A 20,861-nucleotide genomic window follows, 5' to 3' on the forward strand; every position below is an offset into this window, starting at 1 on the left:
GTCAGCGCGGCTCGGCCAGCTGCAGGAAGCGGGCGGCCACTTCGGCGCCACCGTCGGCCGCGCGGGTGGTGACCATGATGGTGTCATCCCCCGCGATGCAGCCCAGGATCGAGGGCATCTGCGAGTGGTCGATGGCCAGGGCCAGCAGGTTCGCCGCGCCCGGCGGGGTGCGCAGCACCACGATATTCCCGGAGGCCTCGGCGGTGACCAGCTGCTCGGCGCAGATCTTGGCCAGGCGCGCGTCGAGCACTTCCTGGGTGATCGCGGTCTTCGGGGAACGGTCCCCGCCTTCCTGGCGCACCGCGTAGATCAGCTGCCCGGAGTTGTCGCGGATGCGCACCGCTCCGATTTCCACCAGGTCGCGCGAGAGCGTGGCCTGGGTGACTTCCAGCCCGTCGTCTTTGAGCAGGCCGAGCAGCTCGGCCTGGGACTTGACCGAGTTGTTGCCCAGGAACGCGCGGATGCGGGCCTGGCGGGCGGTTTTGGTGCTTGGCTGGGCGGACATCCTAGAGCTCCACTCGTGGATCTTCGGCCAGGCCGGAGACGACCATCAGCCAGGCCATCACGGCCTTCTGCGCGTGCACGCGGTTCTCGGCCTCGTCGAACACGACCGACTGCGGGCCATCGATCACCTCGGCGTCGATCTCGTAGCCGCGGTAGGCCGGCAGGCAATGCAGCACGATCGCGTCGTCCTTGGCCAGCTTCATGGCTTCGGCGGTCACCGAGTAGCCGGTGAACAGCTGCTGGCGTTCGGCCTTCTCGGCTTCCTGGCCCATGGACACCCAGGTGTCGGTGACGACCACGTCGGCGTCTTGCAGCGCGGCGGCGGCATCGGTGGTGATCGTGGCCGATCCCCCGGTCAGCGCGGCACGCTGCTGCGCGGCCTCGATGATGCGGGCTTCGGGCAGGTAGCCCTCGGGGCCGGCGATGCGCACGTGCATGCCGGCGGTGACCCCGGCCAGCAGGTAGGAGTTGGCCATGTTGTTGGCCGCGTCGCCCAGGTAGGCCATGGTCAGCCCGGCGGTCTTGCCCTTGTGCTCGCGCACGGTGAGCAGGTCGGCGATCAGCTGGCAGGGGTGGTAGTCGTCGGATAGCGCGTTGATCACCGGAACCGAAGAGTTCGCGGCCATTTCTTCCAGGCCGGACTGGGCGAAGGTGCGCCACACGATGGTGGAGACCATGCGCTCGAGCACCTTGGCGGAATCGGCGATGGACTCCTTGTGGCCCAGCTGCGAATCGGCGGAGTTGATGATCAGCGGCGAGCCGCCGAGTTCGGCGATGCCGGCGTGGAAGGACACGCGGGTGCGGGTGGAGGTCTTGTCGAAGAAGACCGCGACGCTCTGCGGGCCGGCGAACGGCTGGTAGCCGTACTTGTCGGCCTTCATCGCCGCGGCCAGGTCCAGCACCTTGGACTGCTCGTCGGGGGTGAAATCCAGGTCGGTCAGGAAGTGGCGGGTTGCGCTCATGGTGTTAGTCCTTTGCTGTCGCAGGGGGTGGTCGCGAAGTTGCTGCCGGCCGCTAGCTGGCGGCCCTGATCAGCTGCGGCAGGGCCGCGATCAGGGTGCCCAGCTGCTCGGTGGTGATCACCAGCGGCGGGGCCAGGCGGATGGTCTTCTCGTCGGTGGCGTTGACGATGAATCCGGCATCCAGCGCCGCGGCAACCAGCTTCGGCGCGTTGGCGGATTCCAGTTCGAAGGCGGTGAGCAGCCCGGCGCCGCGCACGGCGGCGATGCCCTCGACGCCTGCCAGCTGCTCGCGCAGCCAGGCGCCGGTGGCGCGCACGTGGGCCAGCAGGTTCTGGGATTCGATGGTGTGGATGACGGCCAGGCCGGCAGCGCAGGCCACCGGGTTGCCGCCGAAGGTGGTGCCGTGGTCGCCCGGGGCCAGCCAGGCGGTGTTCTGCTCGCCGAACACGATCATCGCGCCGATCGGGAAGCCTCCGCCCAGGCCCTTGGCCAGGGTCATCACGTCCGGGATCACCGGGGCCGAGGCGAAGAACGCCCCGGTGCGGCCCATGCCGGTCTGCACCTCGTCGAAGACCAGCAGGGCGCCGGCTTCGCGGGTGATGTCGCGGGCGGCCTGCAGGTACTGCGCGGAGAGCATCTTCACGCCGGCTTCGCCCTGGATCGGCTCGATGAAGACCGCCGCGACGGTTTCGTCCACCGCGGCACGCAGCGCGTCGATGTCCCCGGCCGGGATCCAGCTGACGTTTTCGGGCAGCGGGGCGAAGGGCGCGCGGTACTTTTCCTTGTAGGTCAGCGACAGCGCGCCCAGGGTGCGGCCGTGGAAGGAATGCTCCAGGGCGATCACCTTGGTGCGCGGGGCCTGCGGCGTGCCGGCGTTGCGCCGGGTCAGCTTCAGCGCGGCCTCATTGGCTTCGGTGCCGGAGTTGGCGAAGAAGACCTTGGAGCCGGCCGGGGCGGCGGAGATGTCCAGCAGCTTCTCGGCCAGCGCGATCTGGCTGGGGGAAGTGAAGAAGTTCGAGACATGGCCCAGGGTGGACAGCTGGCTGCTGATCACGGAAGCCAGCAGCGGGTGCCCGTGGCCCAGGGTGTTGACCGCGATGCCGCCGAGCAGATCCAGGTACTGGTTGCCATCGGCGTCCCAGACATGGCAGCCGGCCCCGCGCACCAGCACGCGCTGCGGGGTGCCGAAGACGCCGAGCAGGGAGCTGGAGTAGCGTTCGGCCAGGGCGGCCGAGGACAGCTGCGCCAGCCCGGCAGCTTCAGCGGTTCCAGCCAGGGCGGAGGAGGTGGTTTCAGCGGCGTGCTCGCTCACTTGGCGTCCTTCTTTTGTGCGGTGGCCGGGAGCACCTGGGTGCCCACGCCGGCGGTGGTGAAGATTTCCAGCAGCATCGAGTGCGGGGCGCGGCCATCGACGATGTGGGCCTGGCCCACGCCCCCGTCGACGGCTTTGAGGCAGGCGCCCATTTTCGGGATCATGCCCGATTCCAGCGACGGCAGCATGGAGCGCAGCTCGTCGTTGGTGATCGAGCTGATCAGCGAGGACTTGTCCGGCCAGGCGGCGTACAGGCCCTCCACGTCGGTGAGGATCACCAGCTTGGCGGCACCCAGCGCGGTGGCCAGCGCGGCCGCGGCGGTATCCGCGTTGACGTTCAGCACCGCGCCGGTGGGCTCGCCGGATTCGTCGAACTCCGGGGCGACGGTGGAGATGACCGGGATCATCCCGGCATCCACCAGCGAGTCCACCTGGTCGGTGCGCACGGTGGTGACCTCGCCGACCAGCCCCAGGTCCACGGGCAGGCCGTCCACGACCGTGCCGGTGCGCACTGCCTGCAAGGTGGCACCGTCCTCGCCGGACATGCCCACCGAGTAGGGTCCGTGCGAGTTGATCAGGCCGACCAGGTCGCGCTGCACCTGGCCGGTGAGCACCATCCGCACCACGTCCATGGCTTCGGGGGTGGTCACCCGCAGCCCGCCGCGGAATTCGGAGTCGATCCCGAGGGTGTCGAGCATCCTGTTGATCTGCGGTCCCCCGCCGTGCACCACCACCGGGTTGATCCCGGCGTGGCGCAGGAACACGATGTCCTCGGCGAAGGCGCGGCGCAGATCGTCGTTGACCATCGCGTTGCCACCGTATTTGATGACCATCGTGGTCCCGGCGAAGCGCTGGATCCAGGGCAGCGCCTCGATGAGCGCTTCGGCCTTGGACTGGGCGATGCCCAGGTTGGTGCGGGCGGTGTGGGCCATGGGAGTGTTCCTAGTTTCTGCCTAGCTGGAGTAGGCGGAGTTCTCGTGGACGTAGTCGTGGGTCAGGTCGTTGGTCAGCACGGTGGCTTCCTCGGTGCCCGCGTTCAGGTCGATCTCGATCAACACGTTGCGTTCTTCGAGCGAAACCAGGCTGCGGTCCTCGCCCACCCCGCCGTTCTTGCAGACCATCACGGAGTTGATCGACACGTTCAGCTCATCGGGTTCGAACGCGGCCTTGGTGGTGCCGACCTCGGAGAGCACCCGGCCCCAGTTCGGATCCTTGCCGAAGACCGCGGTCTTGACCAGATTGGAGCGCGAGACGGCCTTGGATACTTCCAGGGCGTCGGCCTCGGTAGCGGCATTGAAGGTGCGGATCGCGATGGTGTGCTGCGCGCCCTCGGCGTCCTCGATCAGCTTCGCGGCCAGCTCGCAGCAGGCGTCGGTCAGCGCCGCGGTGAACTCGGCCAGGTCCGGGGCGGCGCCCGAGGCGCCGGAGGCCAGCAGCAGCACGGTGTCGTTGGTGGACATGCAGCCATCGGAGTCCGCGCGGTCGAAGCTCATCGCGGTGGCGGCGCGCAACGCGGCATCGGCCTGTGCGGAGGTCAGCACCGCATCGGTGGTGAGCACCACCAGCATGGTGGCCAGCGCCGGGGCGAGCATGCCCGCGCCCTTGGCCATGCCGCCGATGATGACCTGGCCGGAGCCCGGTGCCCCGACGATACGGGAGACCAGCTTCGGCACGGTGTCGGTGGTCATGATGCCCGCGGCGGCCGCATCGGCCGCGTTCTGGTCGTCGGCCAGCGCCCCGGCGGCAGCCTGGACCCCGGGCAGCAGCTTGTCCATGGGCAGCTGCATCCCGATCAGCCCGGTGGACGCCACGGCCACGTCGCCGGCGGAAACCGAGAGCAGCTGCGCGGCGTATTCGGCGGTCTTGTGGGTGTTCGCGAAGCCTTCGGCGCCGGTGCAGGCGTTGGCCCCGCCGGAGTTGAGCACCACGGCGTCGATGCGGCCGTCGGCCAGCACCTGCTTGGACCAGTGCACCGGGGCGGCGGCCACGCGGTTGGAAGTGAATACGCCGGCGGCGGTGAACTGCGGGCCGAGGTTCTTGACCACGACCACGTCGTTCTTGCCGGTGGACTTCAGGCCTGCCGGGACGCCGGCGGCGGCGAAGCCCGCCGGTGCGGTGACCCCGGTGGCGGCAGCGGATGGGTGGGTGTTGGTGTGCGCGAGGCTCACGGTGCAACTCCTTGCATGAGCAATCCGGTATTTTCTTCCAGTCCCAGTGCGATGTTCATCGACTGGACCGCGGCACCTGCGGTGCCCTTGGTGAGATTATCCAGTGCGGCGGTGACGATCACGCGGTTGGCGTGGGTGTCGAAGGCCAGCTGCAGCTGGACGTGGTTCGATCCCTGCACCGCCCCGGTGGTCGGCCATTGGCCCTCGGGCAGCAGGTGCACGAAGAGCTCGTCGGCATAGGCCGCGGACCAGGCTTCGCGCAGCTGCGCTTCGCTCACCTCGGGCTTGGCCTTGGCGGTGGCGGTGGTCAGGATGCCGCGCGGCATCGGGGCCAGGGTGGGTGTGAAGGAGACGGTGACCGGTTCGCCGGCGAGCTGGGAGAAGCCCTGCTCCATTTCCGGGATGTGGCGGTGGGACCCGCCCACCCCGTAGGTGCTCATCGAGCCCATGGTTTCGCTGCCCAGCAGGTTGGGCTTCAGCGACTTGCCGGCGCCCGAGGTGCCCGAGGCGGAGACGATAACCACGTCGTCGGCTTCCAGCAGGCCAGCGGCGAAGCCCGGAGCCAGGGCCAGCTGCGCGCCGGTCGGGTAGCAGCCCGGGACGGCCACGCGCTTGGTGCCCACCAGCTTTTCGCGCGCACCGGGAAGTTCGGGCAGGCCATAGGGCCAGGAGCCGGCATGCGCCGAACCGTAGAATTTCTCCCAGGCCTCGGCGGATTCCAGCCGGTGGTCCGCGCCGGCGTCGATGACCAGGGTGGATTCGGGCAGCGCCGCGGCCACGGCGGCCGATGCGCCGTGCGGCAGGGCCAGGAACACGACGTCGTGCCCGGCGAGGTTTTCCACGGTGGTGTCCAGCAGGACGCGATCGGCGAGCGCATGCAGGTGCGGGGCGATCGAGCCGAGCCGCTGCCCGGCCTGCGAATGCGCGGTGATCGCGCCAATCTCTACTTCTGGGTGGGCCGCGAGGATGCGCAGGACCTCGCCACCGGCGTATCCACTGGCGCCGGAAACAGCTACTGAAATCGTCATGACCTGATTCTACCGCGAAATATTCATGCAGGCTAATAAATATTCATAAAATTCTTCGTCACGTAACCCGACATCCGCCCCACGGTGCCCGCGCAGCGCTCCGAAGTCCTAAACTGGCCCTAGAGACCGTCCCGGCATCGCGTGCCGGGATCGAAACACGCAGCTTAAGGAGCGCGGCACTATGCAGCAGCAAGCCATTGTGGTTCACGAACCGACCGATGCCAGCGGGCTGGTCCCGGATCAGATCCCGGTCCCTGCCCCGGGCCCGGGCCAGCTGCTGGTGAAGGTCGCGGCCACCGGCGTGAACTTCATCGAAACCTACCAGCGCAGCGGCGTGTACACGGTGGACTACCCCTTCACCCCGGGCAGCGAATTCTCCGGCGTGGTGGAGCAGATCGGCGAGGGCGTGCAGAATTACCAGGTGGGCGACCGGGTGGCCACCGCCTCCGGCTCCCGGGGCTACGCCCAGTACGCGCTGGTGGAAGCCAAGCGCGCGGGCAAGGTGCCCGATGCGGTGAACCTTAGCATCGCCGCCGCGCTGCCGCTGCAGGGCATGACCGCGCACTACCTGGTGCATTCGAGCTACATGGTGCGCTCCGGCGATACCGTCTTGACCTACGCGGGCGCTGGCGGCGTGGGCCTGATCCTCACCCAGCTGCTCAAGCTCAAGGGCGCCACCGTGATCACCACCGCCTCCACGCAGGAAAAGAAGGACCTGGCCAAGGCGGCCGGAGCCGACTACGTGGTGGATTACGACCAGGTGGCGGACACCGTCGCGCAGGTCACCGGCGGCGCGGGCGTGCACGCGGTCTACGACGGCATCGGCAAGGACACGTTCGAGACCTCGCTGGCAGCCCTGCGCCGGCGCGGCACCCTGGTGCTCTTCGGCGGGGCCAGCGGCCAGGTCCCGGACTTCAACCTGCAGCGGCTGAACGCCGGCGGTTCGCTGAGCGTGACCCGGCCGAAGCTCGATGACTTCCTGGCCACCGAGCAGGAGCTGCACTGGCGCTTCGGCGATATCTTCGGCTGGGTCGCCACCGGGGACATCGATGTGCGCATCGGCGCCGAATTCCCGCTGGCCGAAGCCGCCGCGGCCCATGCCGCGCTGGAATCGCGCGCCACCACCGGCAAGGTCATCCTGGTTCCCTAGCGATGGCCGGGCATCCGCAGGCTGGGCATGCCGGCATCTGCCCCGAAAGCACCGGGGCGATGCCGGGCATCCACCGCGGCTCGTTGCTGCCGCCGGTCCGCAACAGTTGAGAGATGCATGACACTTCAATCAAATTTTTCCGCTCTTAACCCGTAACACGCTTTAATGGTGACTGGAACCCTTGCGTTCCACCCCTCCAGGATCCACTTCACTTCTGGGACGCTCTCCCCCAGCGACCCATCTTGCACTCTTAGTGAAGGGACGGATCCGATCAGCATGGACAACGAACGAACTCCAGCGCCGGATGCACCAATCCATCCACCCCAGTTCCCCTCCGGAACCCTGGCGCCGGCTGCGCGCACCCTCATGGACGTCCTGCAGGCCACCGCCCAGGCTCATCCCGATGCGCCGGCCATTGACGACGGCGAACGCGTAGAGAGCTACGCGGAGCTGCTCGAAGAGGTCAAGAACAAGGCCCGGCGGCTGCATGCCCAGGGCCTGGGCGCCGGCGACCGCATCGGCGTGCGCGTTGAATCGGGCACCCGGCACCTGTATGAATGGATCCTCGCGATCATGTGGGTTGGGGCCGCCTATGTCCCGGTCGATGCCGATGACCCCGACGAGCGCGCCAAGACCGTGTTCACCGAGGCCGAAGTCGCGGGCATCATCAAGGGACGCGATACCGTCGTGGCCGATAGCCAGCGCCCCAAGCCCTTTGCGAACCCGCGAATGCCTGGACTGGAAGATGACGCATGGATCATCTTCACTTCCGGTTCCACCGGCAAGCCCAAGGGCGTCGCGGTCACCCACCGTTCGGCAGCGGCCTTCGTGGATGCCGAAGCGAAGATGTTCCTGCCCGGCGATCCGCTGAACACCACCGACCGGGTGCTCGCCGGACTGTCGGTCGCCTTCGATGCCTCCTGCGAGGAAATGTGGATCGCCTGGCGCAACGGCTCCTGTCTGGTCCCGGCCCCGCGCGCCCTGGTGCGCAGCGGCATGGACCTGGGCCCGTGGCTGATTTCCCGTTCCATTACCGCCGTTTCCACCGTGCCCACCCTGGCGGCGCTGTGGCCGGCGCAGGCCCTGGACTCGGTGCGCCTGCTGATTTTCGGCGGCGAGGCCTGCCCGCCGGAACTGGCCGGGCGGCTAGCCACCGAAGGCCGCGAAGTCTGGAACACCTACGGACCGACCGAAGCGACCGTGGTAGCCTGCGGCGCCACCATGGACGGCAGCGTGCCGGTACGCATCGGCCTGCCGCTGGACGGTTGGGATCTGGCGGTGGTTGATACCGAGGGGATCCCGGTCGCCGAAGGGGAATCCGGGGAGCTGATCATCGGCGGCGTGGGACTGGCCCGCTACCTGGATCCGGAAAAGGATGCCGAGAAGTACGCGCCGATGCCCACCTTGGGCTGGGAGCGCGCCTACCGCTCGGGCGATATGGTCATCAATGACCCGCTGGGGCTGATCTTCATCGGCCGCGTGGATGACCAGGTGAAGATCGGCGGTCGGCGTATCGAGCTGGGCGAAATCGACGCCGCGCTCAACTCCCTTCCCGAAGTTTCTTCCGCGGCGGTAGCGGTACGCGAGACCGCCACCGGCAACAAGGTCCTGGTCGGCTACCTGCAGGCAGCGGAAAACTACGATCTGGGGGCAGCGCGCACCCGCTTGCTTGCCGACCTGCCAGCGCCGATGGTGCCGATCCTGGCGGTGATGGGCAGCCTGCCGATGAAGACCAGCGGCAAGGTGGACCGCAATGCGCTGCCGTGGCCGTTGCCGGGCGCAGAACTGGCTGCCGAGGGCTCCGGCCTGCCCGAACTCGATGAGACCGGGCAGTTTCTTGCCGAAGCTTGGCGCGGCGCGCTGGGCGCTTCGGCCGCCGGCCTGGACGCCGATTTCTTCGCTTCCGGTGGCGGGTCGCTGGCCGCGGCCCAGCTGGTTTCGGCACTGCGTGCCCGCTACCCTGACCTGACCGTCGCGCAGCTCTACGACTACCCGCGTTTTGGCGCACTGCTCGAATACCTCGGCGGCCAGCAGCAATCCGTGACGCCGGCGCAGCCGCGCACGGTCGAGCGCACCCATCGGGGAACTCAATGGGCGCAGTCCCTGGCCGCCGGGCCGCTGTTCATCCTCTCGGGCCTGCGCTGGTTCACCTACCTCATGCTCGGACACCTGTTGCTGGTGTTCCTCGGTGTTTTCGAGGCGCACCTGCCGACCCCGTGGTACGTGCTTGCCGGCCTCTGGCTGGTCTTCGTGACCCCGGTAGGGCGCATGGGCCTGTCCATCGCGGCCACGAAGCTCTTGCTCCGCGGCTTGAAGCCGGGGACCTACCCCCGCTCGGGTTCGGTGCACCTGCGCCTCTGGCTGGCCCAGCACATCGCCGACGTGGTCGATCCGGTGTCCCTGGCGTCCGCTCCGCTGCTGCCTTGGTATGCGCGGATGCTCGGTGCGCAGATCGACCGCACCGCGACCATGCACACCCTGCCACCGGTCACCGGCATGCTGCGAGTCGGCCCCGGAGCCTCCATCGAGCCCGAGGTGGATATCTCGGGCTACTGGATCGACGGGGACAAGCTGCACGTGGGCACCATTGAGATCGGCGCCCACGCCTCCATCGGCGCCCGCAGCACCCTGGCCCCCGGGGCAGCCATCGGTGCGCACACCATCGTTGAAGCGGGATCCGCGGTCTACGGCCAGGCCCGGAGCCATTCCCGCTATGCCGGTTCGCCGGCGCAGCGCGAAGGCAAGGCCAAGCCGAAGTGGCCAACGCAGGAACCGGAGCACAAGGCGCTGCCCCGTATTCTGGGCGGCATCGGTTCCATGGCGTTGAACCTCGCACAGTGGCTTCCGGTGATTGCCGCGTTGCTGGCCATAGCCCCGGTACTTGGCAGCGCGCAATCGCTGGCCGGGATCGGCTGGCGGTTCATTCCGGCCGTGCTGCTGGGCGCCACCGTGTGGTTCTTGGCCACCATGGTGCTGACCATCGCCATTGTCCGCCTGCTTTCCATCGGCCTGGCAGAGGGGTGGCATCCGGTCACTTCCCGCGTTGGCTGGCAGGCCTGGGCTACCGAACGCGTCTTGGATACCGCCCGCGACCTGCTCTTCCCGCTCTACGCCTCGCTCTTCACCCCGATCTGGCTGCGCCTGCTCGGTGCCAAGGTGGGCCGCGACGTGGAGATCTCCACGGTGCTGCTGATTCCGAAGATGACCACCATTTCCTCGGGTGCGTTCCTGGCCGATGACACCATGGTTGCTTCCTATGAGCTCGGTGGCGGCTGGATGCACATTGCCCCGGTTCGCGTGGGCAAGAAGGCCTTCCTGGGCAACTCCGGCATCCTGCATGCCGGGCGCCGGGTGCCCAAGCGCTCGCTGATCGCGGTGCTGTCGGCCACGCCGAAGAAGATGAAGGCCGGCACCTCGTGGATCGGCTCGCCCCCGCACAAGCTGCGCCGCACCACCGTGGAAGGCGAATCGGATCTGACCTACCGCCCAACCCTGAAGCTCAAGGCGATGCGGGCGGGGTGGGAGCTGACCCGTGGCCTCGCGGTGTTCACCACGGTCGGAATTGCCGGCGGCGTGCTTTGGGCGCTGTCCGCCTTGACCGCCTACTTCAACCCGCTGGTCGCGATCCTGCTTTCCGGCGCGGTGCTGGTCCTGGCCGGAGCAGTCGCCGCCCTGGTGGCGGTCGCCGCCAAGTGGCTGGTGGTTGGCGTGATTCGCCCGGGCGAGCACGCATTGTGGAGTTCCTTCATATGGCGCACCGAAATGGTGGATTCCTTCACCGAGCTGGTCTGCGCCCAATGGTTCGCCCGCTTGGCTTCGGGCACCCCGGCCTTGGTCTGGTTCCTGCGCGCGCAGGGGGCAAAGATCGGCCATGGCGTGTGGTGCGAGAGCTACTGGTTCCCGGAAGCGGACCTGGTGACATTGGAAGACCACGCCACGGTGAACCGCGGCAGTGTCCTGCAAACCCACCTGTTCCACGACCGGATCATGTCCATCGACGCGGTGTCCCTGGGCGCCGGGGCAACGCTCGGCCCGCACAGCGTCATCCTGCCCGCCGCGCGGATCTCCGAAGGCACCACCACCGGGCCAGCCAGCCTGGTGCTGCGCGGCGAGGTGCTTCCGGCAAATACCTACTGGCGCGGTAATCCGGCGGTACGCTGGAACATCGAACCCGAGACCAAAGCCGAGCAACCGGCTGACCAACAAGCCTGAGGATTCCCCGCCGATGCCCCACCGCATACTCGATGAGTACACCAAGCACCATGGGTCCCCGACGTACACGGTGGAGCACTATGACCTGTCGTTGGTCATCAAGCTCGCCAGCAACCTGCTCGATGGCCGGGCCATGCTGCGCATCCGCGCCGTGGAGGATATCAATGAGGTCGCGTTGAACCTCAGCGGCTTGAAGATCATCAAGGCCACCTGCCAGGGGCGCAAGGTGCCGGTGGCCAAGAAGCACCACCGGATGGTCGTTTCCCTGCCAGCAGTGGTGAAAGCCGGCGAGCGCGTGGAGCTGAACCTGCGCTATGCCGGCAGCCCGCAGGCAGAAAACGGGCTGTGGGGCGAGCTTGGCTGGGAAGAGCTCACCGATGGCATCCTGGTCTCCGGCCAGCCAGTAGGCGCCTCGACCTGGTACCCGTGCAACGACCACCCCAGCCACAAGTCCAGCTACCGCTTCGAGATCTCGGCGGATGCCGGCTACCGCGTCGTGGCCAATGGCCAGCTGGTGGACCATCGCCGTTCGGCCAGCCGCGAGATGTGGGTCTACGAGCAGCGTGAGCCGATGGCCAGCTACCTCGCCACCGTGCAGATCGGCCGTTATAGCCAGATTCCTTTCGATGAAGGCGGCCACCTGGTGGCCTACTCGGTTCCGGGAACCGAGGTGCCGGTGCGCGGCGCGTTCGCGAAGCAGACGGCGATGGCCGAGCTGTTCGAGCGGAAATTCGGCCCGTACCCGTTCGAGAGCTACAAGATCGTCGTGGTCGATGACGAACTGGAGATCCCGCTCGAAGCCCAGGGCCTGAGCATCTTCGGCAAGAACCACTTGTCGCTGCAGTGGGAAGCCCAGCGCCTGATCGCCCACGAGTTCGCGCACCAGTGGTTCGGCAACTCCCTGACTCCGGGGCGCTGGAAGGATATCTGGCTCAACGAGGGTTTCGCTTGCTTCAGCGAATGGGTGTACTCCGAAGAAGCCCAGGTGATGGCGTTGGACGAGCGTGCCCGCCACGCGTGGGCCATGCTCGAAGGCTTGCCGCAGGACATCATGGTCGGGGACCCCGGGCCCCAGGACATGTTCGATGACCGGGTGTACAAGCGCGGAGCGCTGGCCCTGTATGCGCTGATGCGGCGGCTGGGCGAAACGGACTTCTACACGATGCTTCGCCAATGGACCGCCACGCATCAGCATTCGACGGTGAGCACGCAGGAATTCGCTGACCTATTGGGCCACTACGCACCGGCGGAAGAGATCCAGGACATCCTGGACGCATGGCTGTTTTCCGAGGCGCTTCCGCCCTTCCCTGCCTGATCGGCGCACGGTGCCATGATGTTCCGGCCAGGTCCGCAGGGCTGTTGTCCTTCATCACAAATAACCCTCTGGCTTGGTCTTGTTTAGCATTTGTTCACAAGCTGTTCACCGGATGGCTCTACGGTCATTGCATGACTGTAGAGATCCCCCTGCTCGATGAAGCCTTCCAGGGCTATTCCGTCCTCGATAACGACGATGACGATCCGGTGCTCGTCCGCGCCGATGGAAGCATCGTCGATACCTGGCGGGAGAACTACCCGTATTTCCAGAAACTGGATCGCGCCACCTACGAGGCTGAAAAGCGGGCACTGCAGATCGAGCTGCTGAAACTGCAGAAATGGGCGAAAGCCCATGGCCGCCGGATCATGATCGTTTTCGAAGGCCGCGATGCGGCCGGCAAAGGCGGCACGATCAAGCGTTTCACCGAACACCTGAACCCGCGTGGCGCCCGCGTGGTGGCCTTGGAAAAGCCGAGCGAGCGCGAGTCCACCCAGTGGTACTACCAGCGCTATGTGCAGCATTTCCCCTCGGCGGGCGAGATCGTGCTCTTCGACCGCTCCTGGTACAACCGTGCCGGCGTCGAACGCGTGATGGGATTTTGCACCGAAACCCAGGTGGACCACTTCCTGGAGCAGACTCCCGCCTTCGAGAAGATGGTCGTCGACGAGGGCATCGACCTGGTGAAGTTCTGGTTCTCGGTGTCCGCCAGCGAGCAGCTGACCCGATTCACCATCCGCCGCATCGATCCGGTGCGCCAGTGGAAGCTCTCGCCCATGGATCTCGAGTCCCTGGATAAGTGGGAAAAGTACACCCAAGCCAAAAAGGAAATGTTCCTCAAGACCGATACGGAGCATGCACCGTGGACCGTGGTGAAGTCCAACGACAAGAAGCGCGCCCGGTTGCAGGCGATGCGCCACGTGCTGAACCTTTTCGAGTACAAGGGCAAGGACCACCACCTGGTAGGCTCCCCCGATCCGAAAATCGTGGGCCGCGCGGCCAAGGTGATTACCCACGGCGAAGAATTCTAGATCCGTTCCCGGTGCACCGCTGCTAGGGAACGATGACGCAGGTCCCCAGCAGCCCTTGGCCGCGCGGTCCTTCGGCGATCCAGCGACCGCTCATCGATGCGAGAGCATGCTGCGCGGCGACCGGTCCCGTAGCCCGGATTCCGGCGTGGAAACGGTGGGACTGCGCATCGACGCGAATCTCGCATTCCAGGAAATCCAGCCACTGCCTGGTCAGTGGGAACCACGCCTTGAAGATGCTTTCCTTGGCGCTGAAAATCAGCCGGTCCCAGGCGATGCCCGGATGGTGCGCCGATAGCTCGGCGGCCATCACCTGCTCTTCGGGAAGCAAGATGATGTCGAGGATTTCTGCCGGCAGCGGAGCATGCAGTTCGGCGTCGATGCCAAGGCCGCGAATATCGCTGGTGGAGGCTACCGCCGCTGCACGGAAGCCAGCGCAATGGGTCATGCTCCCCACCACGCCAGCTGGCCAGATCGGTGCCCGTTTTTGATCTGGAACCAAGGCAACGCCCGCATAGCCCAGTTGTGCCAGCGCTCGGCGAGCGCAGACACGGACAGTACGGAATTCCTGCTGCCGCTCAGGCACCGCCTCGGCGATGTACCGTTCTTCTTCCCCGTAGGATCGGCCGTCTTCCAGCTCGGTACGCGACTGGACCATATGTACCGAAGACGGCAGCAGCTCTGCGAAGATATCGTTGCCTTCCATCAGAAGCGCGAAGATCCGCCAGCGCCGGAGAAGCTTCCGCCACCAGAGTATCCGCCGGAGACTCCGCCCGACGAGCTCGCTGCTTCACGCGACTCAGCCACTGCGCTGACGCCCGCGGAATATCCGTGGTGGTAGCCACCCACGCGCCAATACATCGATGCGGGATTCAAAACGTCCAGGATGGTGCCGGAACGGCCGTCATATGCCCCGGATTCATAGCGGGATTTCTTCAATGCCGATTGCATGTCGGCCTTCTCTTCGGCACTTTCCGCATACACTTCGATTTGAGCTTGGGCGAAGACATCCAGCTTTTCGGTCAATTCGGCACGCAACTCCGATAATCCATCGAGCGCTTGATCCACCGTGATCGATTCTTCCTTCAGCTGCACTGACAGTTCGCCGAGCTGCGTGGTTGCCATTTCCCGGTAGGAAGCCAAGGCGGCCGCGCTGCCCATCAGTTCCGGCTCTACGTCGTTGAGCAACTCCCTGATCTCGTCGAGGTCCTCTTCTAGCGGCTCGGTCTGTGCATGCCACGCCTCTTCCCAGGATGCTGAACGGGTATAAAGCGCCGCCGCGGCAATGATGGCGTCATCGGTCAGGTCCAGGGACTGCGCTGTTTCGCGGAATTCCTTGGCGAAGCGAACGCCTTCGGAGCCGGACCGCTCCTTCTTGCCCGAGTCTTCCAGTGCCTGCTGCGCTGCAAAACAAGCACGGTATTTGGCCATGAACTTGGTGAAGCGCTGCTCCAGCTCGGCTGCATGCCCTGAAGCCGACGGCAGCGTACGAGCCGCCAATTCGGTTTCTTCCAGATCCATCGTGACGTTGGTCAGGTGCAAGGTCCCCTGATGCAGTTCTTCCGCGAAAGTTTTCCGACGCGTTGACCGAGTGTGCAGTGCGACGCCGCCGATAATGGCAGCCACGAGGCCTCCGACGCCCGTGGATATCCACAAGGCCGGGTGCTGGTACCAGGGCCGATTCATGATCACGGCCGCCTGATCGGCTACCGCAATGACGCCGTCGGTCCACCGGGATAGATTGAAGTCGTCGTAGCCGGCTTCGTGGATGCTCTCCATGGAGCTCTCTGAGACCTTGCGGTCTTCGCCGAAGTACGTGCCGATCTGTCCATCTCCTTCTCCTTCGATGGACAAGGTGATGATGAACAGGCCGTCGGCCCAGTAGTCGCCATAGTCTTCGGGCTTCCCTGATATCCATTCCGGATGGGATGACTTGGCGTATTCCAGCGTCTTGGTGTTGATGTCATCGGAGTATTCTCCGTTGCGGGCGTAGATTGCCACGTCCGTGGGCTCGTTGAAATCGAGCTCGTCCAGTGCATCACGCAGCCGCTGCTCATTGAGCTTGCCGGTGGAATCCTCGATGGTGACTGATTCCAGGTTCTGCCCGGCCACGACCTGCACACCGGTGGCAGCTTGCGCGGCAGGCAGGGCGCCAGCCAGCCCCAAGGAAAGTGCCGCTGCGGTACCGGCTAGTCGAATGCTCCGGGTTCGTGGGCCCACGATGCGTCTCCTTCTTTCGAGTTCCGGGTTATCTCCGGCTGATGGCCTTTCTCCTATCCTAGCGAGCCGGGGTGTGGCATCGATCATCCTTAAGACGGCTTTCGGCGCATTGGGGCCGCAACGCGCTTGTTCCAACCGGGATTCGCCGAAAAGTGATGGATTCCTCAAGCAGGTGCATTGCATGCCTATTCATGCCTAATCAACGGATGGGAATCCTCCGGGCATGGGAGGAAAAAATGATCGATTGGTTTGAACTGGACAGCACCGCACCAAATTCGGGGCTAAAATTGCAGAATGACTAGCATTGACGATTCCGGGGCATCCGTCCTTTCAGAACCAGAGCGCGAGATCCTCACTTGGGACACCTTCGGTGAAGCTTCCCGCGAACTGGCACAGACCATTGTCGACGACGGCTTCGAGCCGGACATCGTTCTGGCAGTAGCACGAGGCGGCCTGCTGCTGGCCGGCTCGATTTCCTACGCTCTGGGCGTCAAGGCCTGCGGTGCGCTGAACGTGGAGTTCTACACCGGCATCGGCACCGTCCTGCCGGAGCCAGTGGTTCTTCCTCCAATGCTGGACGATGGCCACCTGCGCGACAAGAAGATCCTGATCGTTGACGATGTCTCCGACTCCGGCCGCACCCTTGAAAAGGTTGTCGATCTGGTGTCCGCCTGGGGCGCCGAGGTCAAGACCGTCTGCCTGTACACCAAGCCGCGCACCATCATGGTCCCGGATTACGAATGGCGCCGCACCGACAAGTGGATTACCTTCCCATGGTCGGATCTGCCACCAGTTACCGCTGGCGCAGCCAAGTAAAGTATTTGAATTTCAGCAGGGAACGGCGAGCTTTCGCCGTTCCCTGCTTTTGTTTTGAAGCTACTGCCGCGGGCGCAGGTCCAGGCTGAATCCGGGGCATTGCGGAAAGTCCCCGGTGAAGTCGGCTTCCATCCCGAAGGACTCGTAGAAGGCAATTGATTCGGGGGTGGCTTGCCAGTCCAAAATCATCGGAACCGTGCGTTGCCTAGCCCAGTGGAAAACTTCTTCAACCAGCTTCTTTCCGGTACCCGTGCGCCGGGCGGCAGGTGCCACAAATAAGTCATGCAATCGGCCAACGCTGAACGGGGCGCGCAGCCCCCGTCCGTAGTCCTGGGCCGCCGCATAGCCCGATAGCCCCTGGACGGATTCGGCAACGCAGATGAACCAGCTGGAATCCTTTACCAGCGACTGGAAATTCTTTTCAAAGTCTTCTGCGTCCAGCCCTAAACTCGGCGTAAACAGACGCGCCAGACGGTAGATCTCCGCGGTATCGCCTGATCTGGCGCGACGAATGCTATTCGAAGTAGTACTCATGCATCGATCCTAGAAGCGTTTTCGGTGCGCCGCGTGCGCCCCATGAATTTTTCCCGTTCATTATCATCTTCCGGCAGCGCCTGGCGGAAGTCAGCGAAGCGAGGCCATAAGATGTTGGCATGCGAATTGGCAGCCTCAGCGTTTTCGACGACGACGCGCTTCGCGCTGCCAGCCGAATCGAGGCTGCCGCGAACGAGAAGGCCCGTCCTGGTTGGCAAGGAATCGGTGTCGAGGCTCGAATGCTCCAGTGGCGTGCCGCTGACGGATGGAGCAAGAACCTCCGCGGTGCTTGGGAAGGTTCTTCCTTACTCGGCTTCTCGGCATCGATGACCCACCACTCCGCTCCCGACACGTCGTGGATCTATGTTTGGGTCGATCCCATCCACCAGTCGCGTTCCATCGGAAGCGCGCTAGTTTCCGCTGCTGAAGAGATTAGCCCTTCATCGGTGAAACGATTCGTCTCCAGCGCCTACCGCGGCACTTCCGCTGAACTTGGTGCCCTGGAACAGGAATTCGTTGCCCCGCTTGGCTACCACGTAGCTACTACTGAAACCGTGCTGGAGCTGGACCTTGATTCCTGGACTCCTTGGTGCCAAGGAGCCACTCGTGGCTACGAAGTTTCGACCCACGTCAACGGCGTTCCGGAGCACCTGCGAAAACAAGTTGGACAAATCAAGGGGCTCGTAGATGCGCAGGCTCCAAATGGCGAATTAGGCTGGAGCGAGTCAGCGGTTTCCGCGGAAGAATACGCTCAGGAAATCACGCAATGGATCGCCCAAGGTTCCACGGCCATTGAATCCATTGCGCTGGACAAGCACGGTGACGTGGCTGCGTGGACCTGCCTTGTTGTTGCGCCGGCACCGGAGAGCCCTTCGAATATCGACGGGACGCTCGTTCTTCGCCAGCATCGAGGACATCAGCTCGGGACAGCGGTGAAGGCAGCTAGCCTGGACGCTGCCAAACGTCTGGGGACGATTCACCGGGTAAGAACAAGCAGCGACGACCAGAATACTTGGATGCATGCGATCAATGAGAAAATCGGCTTTGTGCCGGTCGAGCATGAAGCGGTCTATCAAAAGAAATGCTCGCCTCTAGGCGGCTGATCCCTTTCCTTGCGGGCGAGCCGCAAATCGCAGCTCCAGCTGATGCAAGTACTTGCGTGGCAGGACCGCGGTCATGAGTGCGCCGCTAGGAAATTCCACCCCGGCCGCGTAGATGTACGGGTCGGTGTCGATCTCAGCACCTGCGGTTTTACTATCCTCAATCTGGACCTCTGCGTGGCCGTTGACCGTCTTCTCGGTCAACATCATCGGCGGTATCGCCGACGATTCCTGAGGCAATCCGAGCTCCTGCCGAAATTGGTTGATAAGTACGTAGTTGGCATGATCAACCAGCGCTGCGGCCAACGGCTGAGCTGCTTCTGCATCACGCGTCCATGTAGTTCTTACGGCCTCAAATAATTGCGGATAGTTCATGCGACGGACGTATTCTTCCAGCCACCGCGGCCGCTTGTACTGGTGAACGGAGCCAGGCACCACCCCTTCGACTGCACCTTGCTCCAAGCCACCCAGGAATTTCGATCGATCATCCGCAGCATCCCAAAGGGTGTAGCTGACAGTCACACTCATATCGCACAGACCATGGTCGTCATAGTTGTCTTGAATACTCAGGTATCCCGCATCGTCCGACAGTGGCTGTGCGCGCAGTCCCATTATCGCAACAGGCATGAGCTTGAGTTGTTCTGCTTGTGCCAAGCGTGGATCCGGCGTGGCCGCATCAACACGTCCATCCTTTCTCATGCCTTTAGCATGCTCCGATATCTAGTTCTTGTCCATGAATGGGACCTCCAGATGGGCGTTCGGTGCAGGCTTAAATCACCCGAAATTCCAATCACGTCAGTTCCCAAAGGTCTGGCAGGATAGGGTCATGGCCAATCCAGCGAAATCTCTCACCGAAGAAACCCTTGAAGTAATGAAAATGGTATTAGACCGCCGTGATGAAGTTTTTGCCATAGTGGATCAGGCTACAGACTGGGAAACTGCAATAGCTGATCTGGCTAATCTTTTCGGCGTTGATCAAGACCTCTGTGCATCAGTGATGAATTTGCAGATCAGAAGCTGGTTGCCTTCATGGCGAGCTCGCGTCGATGAAGAATTGGAAAAACATGTGGCTACGCGCATACAGGGATCGGCCCCGTAATTGGAAGAGTTTGAAAGGTTCGGAGCGCAAATGTGGATTCGAACATGACTGCCAACTCGACAAGCAAAGAATCCGTTGCAGCGGAATATTCGATTGATCCACAGACGCTGCGTGAAATTGTTACCGACGTTTCAGCCGTGGAGGCAAGAATCCTCCATCTGGAAGAACTCGGGACACCAGGCGAAGCAGAACGCATCGGGTGGCTGAGAATGACCGGGCGACTGGAAGAAGCCGAAGAGCTGGCATGGAGCTGCCTGCGTCGAAGCGGCTTTGCCAGCCAGGATTTCGCGAGCAGCAATGCACTGCCCTATTCTGGCGTTGCTGCAGCGCTTCGCTTAGCCCATGTTCTGCATTGGCAGGGTCGTTTCGAACTCGCCCAGGCAATCTTTGAGTCAGCGCGAGCGTCTATTCAGAATAGGGACTGCTCCTCCGCTGCAGAGAAACACGTCGCCACCACCCTTGAAGCTTTTGCCCTGCAACACCATGGCAAGCTCTATTTCGACCGGGGCCTGATCGGCCAAGCCCTGGACTGTTTCCGCAGTTCCCTATCCCTAAGGCAGAGGCTGAATGCCTCTGAAGATCAACTCGCATCTTCGCGTCTGGCGATAGCAGCAGCGGAATCCCGCATCTAGGGCTGGCCTTGTACCTTTTCGGGAAAGCTACGGCCAATGAAACAAGTTTGCCCGCGCTTCGTTCCCGCATAGGCTGAACCCATGGGTCCTTCACTGCTGCTAACGCCAATGACCGAGGGGGATGCAGATTTCGTTGCGCGCCTGGCTGCAGACGAACGCGTCATGGCCCATATCGGCGACGGAAGCACTTGGAGCCTGGAGTACACCGCGCAACGCGTGGATCATGCCCTGAGCAGTCCGGAGATCTCCTGGTTTATCGCGCGCCGCCAGAATTCTCCGGTTGGACTTTTCACCGCTACCGAACGCAGGCATGCCACCGAAATCGGCTATTGGATCGCCCCGGAATGCTGGGGCCAAGGCTTGGCGAAGGAAATAGTCAGCGAGGGGCTCGCGCAATTGCAGGAAACCGGTCGAAGCGCATTTATCGCTCGTGCCGATGCCTCGAATATCGCCTCGCTGAAAGTGCTTGCCCGTTACGGGTTCATCGCGCAGGCGAAGGAAGGCCCTGGGCTCATAACGTTGACACGGGTTCTTCCCACTGTACCGGTGCCGCCAGCCAGCTAGGGCGTGTAGGTTTCCGATGGGCGGAGCCTATCGGGTGCTTCTTCCTCTACCGTAGCGCTCGGGGTCGCCGGTTCTTCGAGGTGGGTTCCGGCGCCACGCTGGATAAACAGCACCGCTGCCCAGCCTGCCGCGATGAGGACGGCAACGGCCAGGATCCCGAGGAAGAACACCAGCAGCACAGCACCGCATGACCGCAATCCCTTCACTTCAAGCCTCTTCC

Annotated in this window: 20 protein-coding genes; 9 read left to right on the forward strand and 11 right to left on the reverse strand. The window is 64.1% G+C overall.

What is annotated here, in order from left to right; translation table 11 throughout:
* Window position 1: 1 nt before the first annotated feature.
* The 6 genes from AC1Z36_RS14865 to argC are packed head-to-tail and all read right to left on the reverse strand — an operon-like array spanning window position 2 to window position 5,974.
* On the reverse strand, window positions 2-505 hold the full coding sequence (locus tag AC1Z36_RS14865) for an arginine repressor (protein WP_105658129.1): 504 nt from the start codon (window positions 503-505) through the stop codon (window positions 2-4).
* A 1-nt stretch (window position 506) separates the two neighbouring features.
* The gene (gene argF, locus AC1Z36_RS14870) at window positions 507-1,466 is read right to left on the reverse strand and encodes an ornithine carbamoyltransferase (RefSeq protein WP_483561427.1); all 960 of its coding nucleotides are present in this window, start codon (window positions 1,464-1,466) and stop codon (window positions 507-509) included.
* A 52-nt stretch (window positions 1,467-1,518) separates the two neighbouring features.
* Window positions 1,519-2,778, reverse strand: coding sequence for an acetylornithine transaminase (locus AC1Z36_RS14875; RefSeq protein ID WP_483561428.1), 1,260 nt, complete (start codon window positions 2,776-2,778; stop codon window positions 1,519-1,521).
* Complete coding sequence (argB, locus tag AC1Z36_RS14880) at window positions 2,775-3,710, reverse strand: acetylglutamate kinase (RefSeq protein ID WP_483561429.1); 936 nt, start codon at window positions 3,708-3,710, stop codon at window positions 2,775-2,777. The genes AC1Z36_RS14875 and argB overlap by 4 nt, the downstream gene beginning before the upstream one ends.
* A gap of 21 nt (window positions 3,711-3,731) precedes the next feature.
* The gene (gene argJ / locus AC1Z36_RS14885; RefSeq protein ID WP_105658133.1) at window positions 3,732-4,946 is read right to left on the reverse strand and encodes a bifunctional glutamate N-acetyltransferase/amino-acid acetyltransferase ArgJ; all 1,215 of its coding nucleotides are present in this window, start codon (window positions 4,944-4,946) and stop codon (window positions 3,732-3,734) included.
* The gene (argC, locus tag AC1Z36_RS14890) at window positions 4,943-5,974 is read right to left on the reverse strand and encodes an N-acetyl-gamma-glutamyl-phosphate reductase (protein ID WP_133832936.1); all 1,032 of its coding nucleotides are present in this window, start codon (window positions 5,972-5,974) and stop codon (window positions 4,943-4,945) included. The genes argJ and argC overlap by 4 nt, the downstream gene beginning before the upstream one ends.
* Window positions 5,975-6,155: 181 nt before the next feature.
* On the opposite strand from argC, the gene AC1Z36_RS14895 reads away from it, so the two are divergent.
* From AC1Z36_RS14895 to ppk2, 4 genes are all read left to right on the forward strand, one after another.
* Window positions 6,156-7,124, forward strand: a complete 969-nt coding sequence (locus AC1Z36_RS14895) for a quinone oxidoreductase family protein (RefSeq protein ID WP_181148893.1) — start codon at window positions 6,156-6,158, stop codon at window positions 7,122-7,124.
* A 276-nt stretch (window positions 7,125-7,400) separates the two neighbouring features.
* Window positions 7,401-11,336 carry a Pls/PosA family non-ribosomal peptide synthetase gene (locus tag AC1Z36_RS14900; RefSeq protein WP_483561430.1) on the forward strand — a complete coding sequence of 1,312 codons (3,936 nt, stop codon included), beginning with the start codon at window positions 7,401-7,403 and terminating at the stop codon, window positions 11,334-11,336.
* Between the two features lie 13 nt (window positions 11,337-11,349).
* A complete protein-coding gene (locus AC1Z36_RS14905; RefSeq protein ID WP_133832938.1) occupies window positions 11,350-12,651 on the forward strand; it encodes a M1 family metallopeptidase in 1,302 nt (433 codons plus the stop codon).
* Window positions 12,652-12,782: 131 nt separating this feature from the next.
* Window positions 12,783-13,679 carry a polyphosphate kinase 2 gene (gene ppk2, locus AC1Z36_RS14910; RefSeq protein ID WP_105658137.1) on the forward strand — a complete coding sequence of 299 codons (897 nt, stop codon included), beginning with the start codon at window positions 12,783-12,785 and terminating at the stop codon, window positions 13,677-13,679.
* Window positions 13,680-13,701: 22 nt separating this feature from the next.
* On the opposite strand, the gene AC1Z36_RS14915 is transcribed toward ppk2, so the two are convergent.
* Both AC1Z36_RS14915 and AC1Z36_RS14920 read right to left on the reverse strand, forming a co-directional pair.
* Window positions 13,702-14,382, reverse strand: a complete 681-nt coding sequence (locus AC1Z36_RS14915; protein WP_483561431.1) for a 4'-phosphopantetheinyl transferase family protein — start codon at window positions 14,380-14,382, stop codon at window positions 13,702-13,704.
* Window positions 14,382-15,896, reverse strand: coding sequence for a DUF5129 domain-containing protein (locus AC1Z36_RS14920; RefSeq protein WP_166650644.1), 1,515 nt, complete (start codon window positions 15,894-15,896; stop codon window positions 14,382-14,384). Before AC1Z36_RS14920 ends, AC1Z36_RS14915 begins: the two co-directional genes overlap by 1 nt.
* 294 nt (window positions 15,897-16,190) lie before the next feature.
* On the opposite strand from AC1Z36_RS14920, the gene AC1Z36_RS14925 reads away from it, so the two are divergent.
* The gene (locus AC1Z36_RS14925; protein ID WP_105658140.1) at window positions 16,191-16,712 is read left to right on the forward strand and encodes a phosphoribosyltransferase; all 522 of its coding nucleotides are present in this window, start codon (window positions 16,191-16,193) and stop codon (window positions 16,710-16,712) included.
* 60 nt (window positions 16,713-16,772) lie between these two features.
* Here AC1Z36_RS14925 and AC1Z36_RS14930 read toward each other — a convergent pair whose 3' ends face one another.
* Complete coding sequence (locus AC1Z36_RS14930; protein ID WP_133832940.1) at window positions 16,773-17,246, reverse strand: GNAT family N-acetyltransferase; 474 nt, start codon at window positions 17,244-17,246, stop codon at window positions 16,773-16,775.
* Window positions 17,247-17,365: 119 nt separating this feature from the next.
* On the opposite strand from AC1Z36_RS14930, the gene AC1Z36_RS14935 reads away from it, so the two are divergent.
* Entirely contained in the window at window positions 17,366-18,349 is a 984-nt protein-coding gene (locus tag AC1Z36_RS14935; RefSeq protein WP_133832941.1) for a GNAT family N-acetyltransferase, read from the forward strand.
* Here the strand turns inward: AC1Z36_RS14935 and AC1Z36_RS14940 are convergent.
* A complete protein-coding gene (locus AC1Z36_RS14940; protein WP_133832942.1) occupies window positions 18,338-19,045 on the reverse strand; it encodes a hypothetical protein in 708 nt (235 codons plus the stop codon). The two genes, AC1Z36_RS14935 and AC1Z36_RS14940, sit on opposite strands and share 12 nt — an antisense overlap.
* Before the next feature lie 127 nt (window positions 19,046-19,172).
* On the opposite strand from AC1Z36_RS14940, the gene AC1Z36_RS14945 reads away from it, so the two are divergent.
* From AC1Z36_RS14945 to AC1Z36_RS14955, 3 genes are all read left to right on the forward strand, one after another.
* Window positions 19,173-19,445, forward strand: a complete 273-nt coding sequence (locus AC1Z36_RS14945; protein ID WP_483561432.1) for a hypothetical protein — start codon at window positions 19,173-19,175, stop codon at window positions 19,443-19,445.
* Between the two features lie 44 nt (window positions 19,446-19,489).
* A complete protein-coding gene (locus tag AC1Z36_RS14950; RefSeq protein WP_133832944.1) occupies window positions 19,490-20,077 on the forward strand; it encodes a hypothetical protein in 588 nt (195 codons plus the stop codon).
* A gap of 81 nt (window positions 20,078-20,158) precedes the next feature.
* Entirely contained in the window at window positions 20,159-20,641 is a 483-nt protein-coding gene (locus AC1Z36_RS14955) for a GNAT family N-acetyltransferase (RefSeq protein WP_133832945.1), read from the forward strand.
* Here the strand turns inward: AC1Z36_RS14955 and AC1Z36_RS14960 are convergent.
* A complete protein-coding gene (locus AC1Z36_RS14960; protein WP_105658142.1) occupies window positions 20,638-20,847 on the reverse strand; it encodes a hypothetical protein in 210 nt (69 codons plus the stop codon). The genes AC1Z36_RS14955 and AC1Z36_RS14960 overlap by 4 nt on opposite strands.
* Between the last annotated feature and the right edge of the window lie 14 nt (window positions 20,848-20,861).

The organism is Glutamicibacter sp. BS14, from assembly GCF_056934375.1.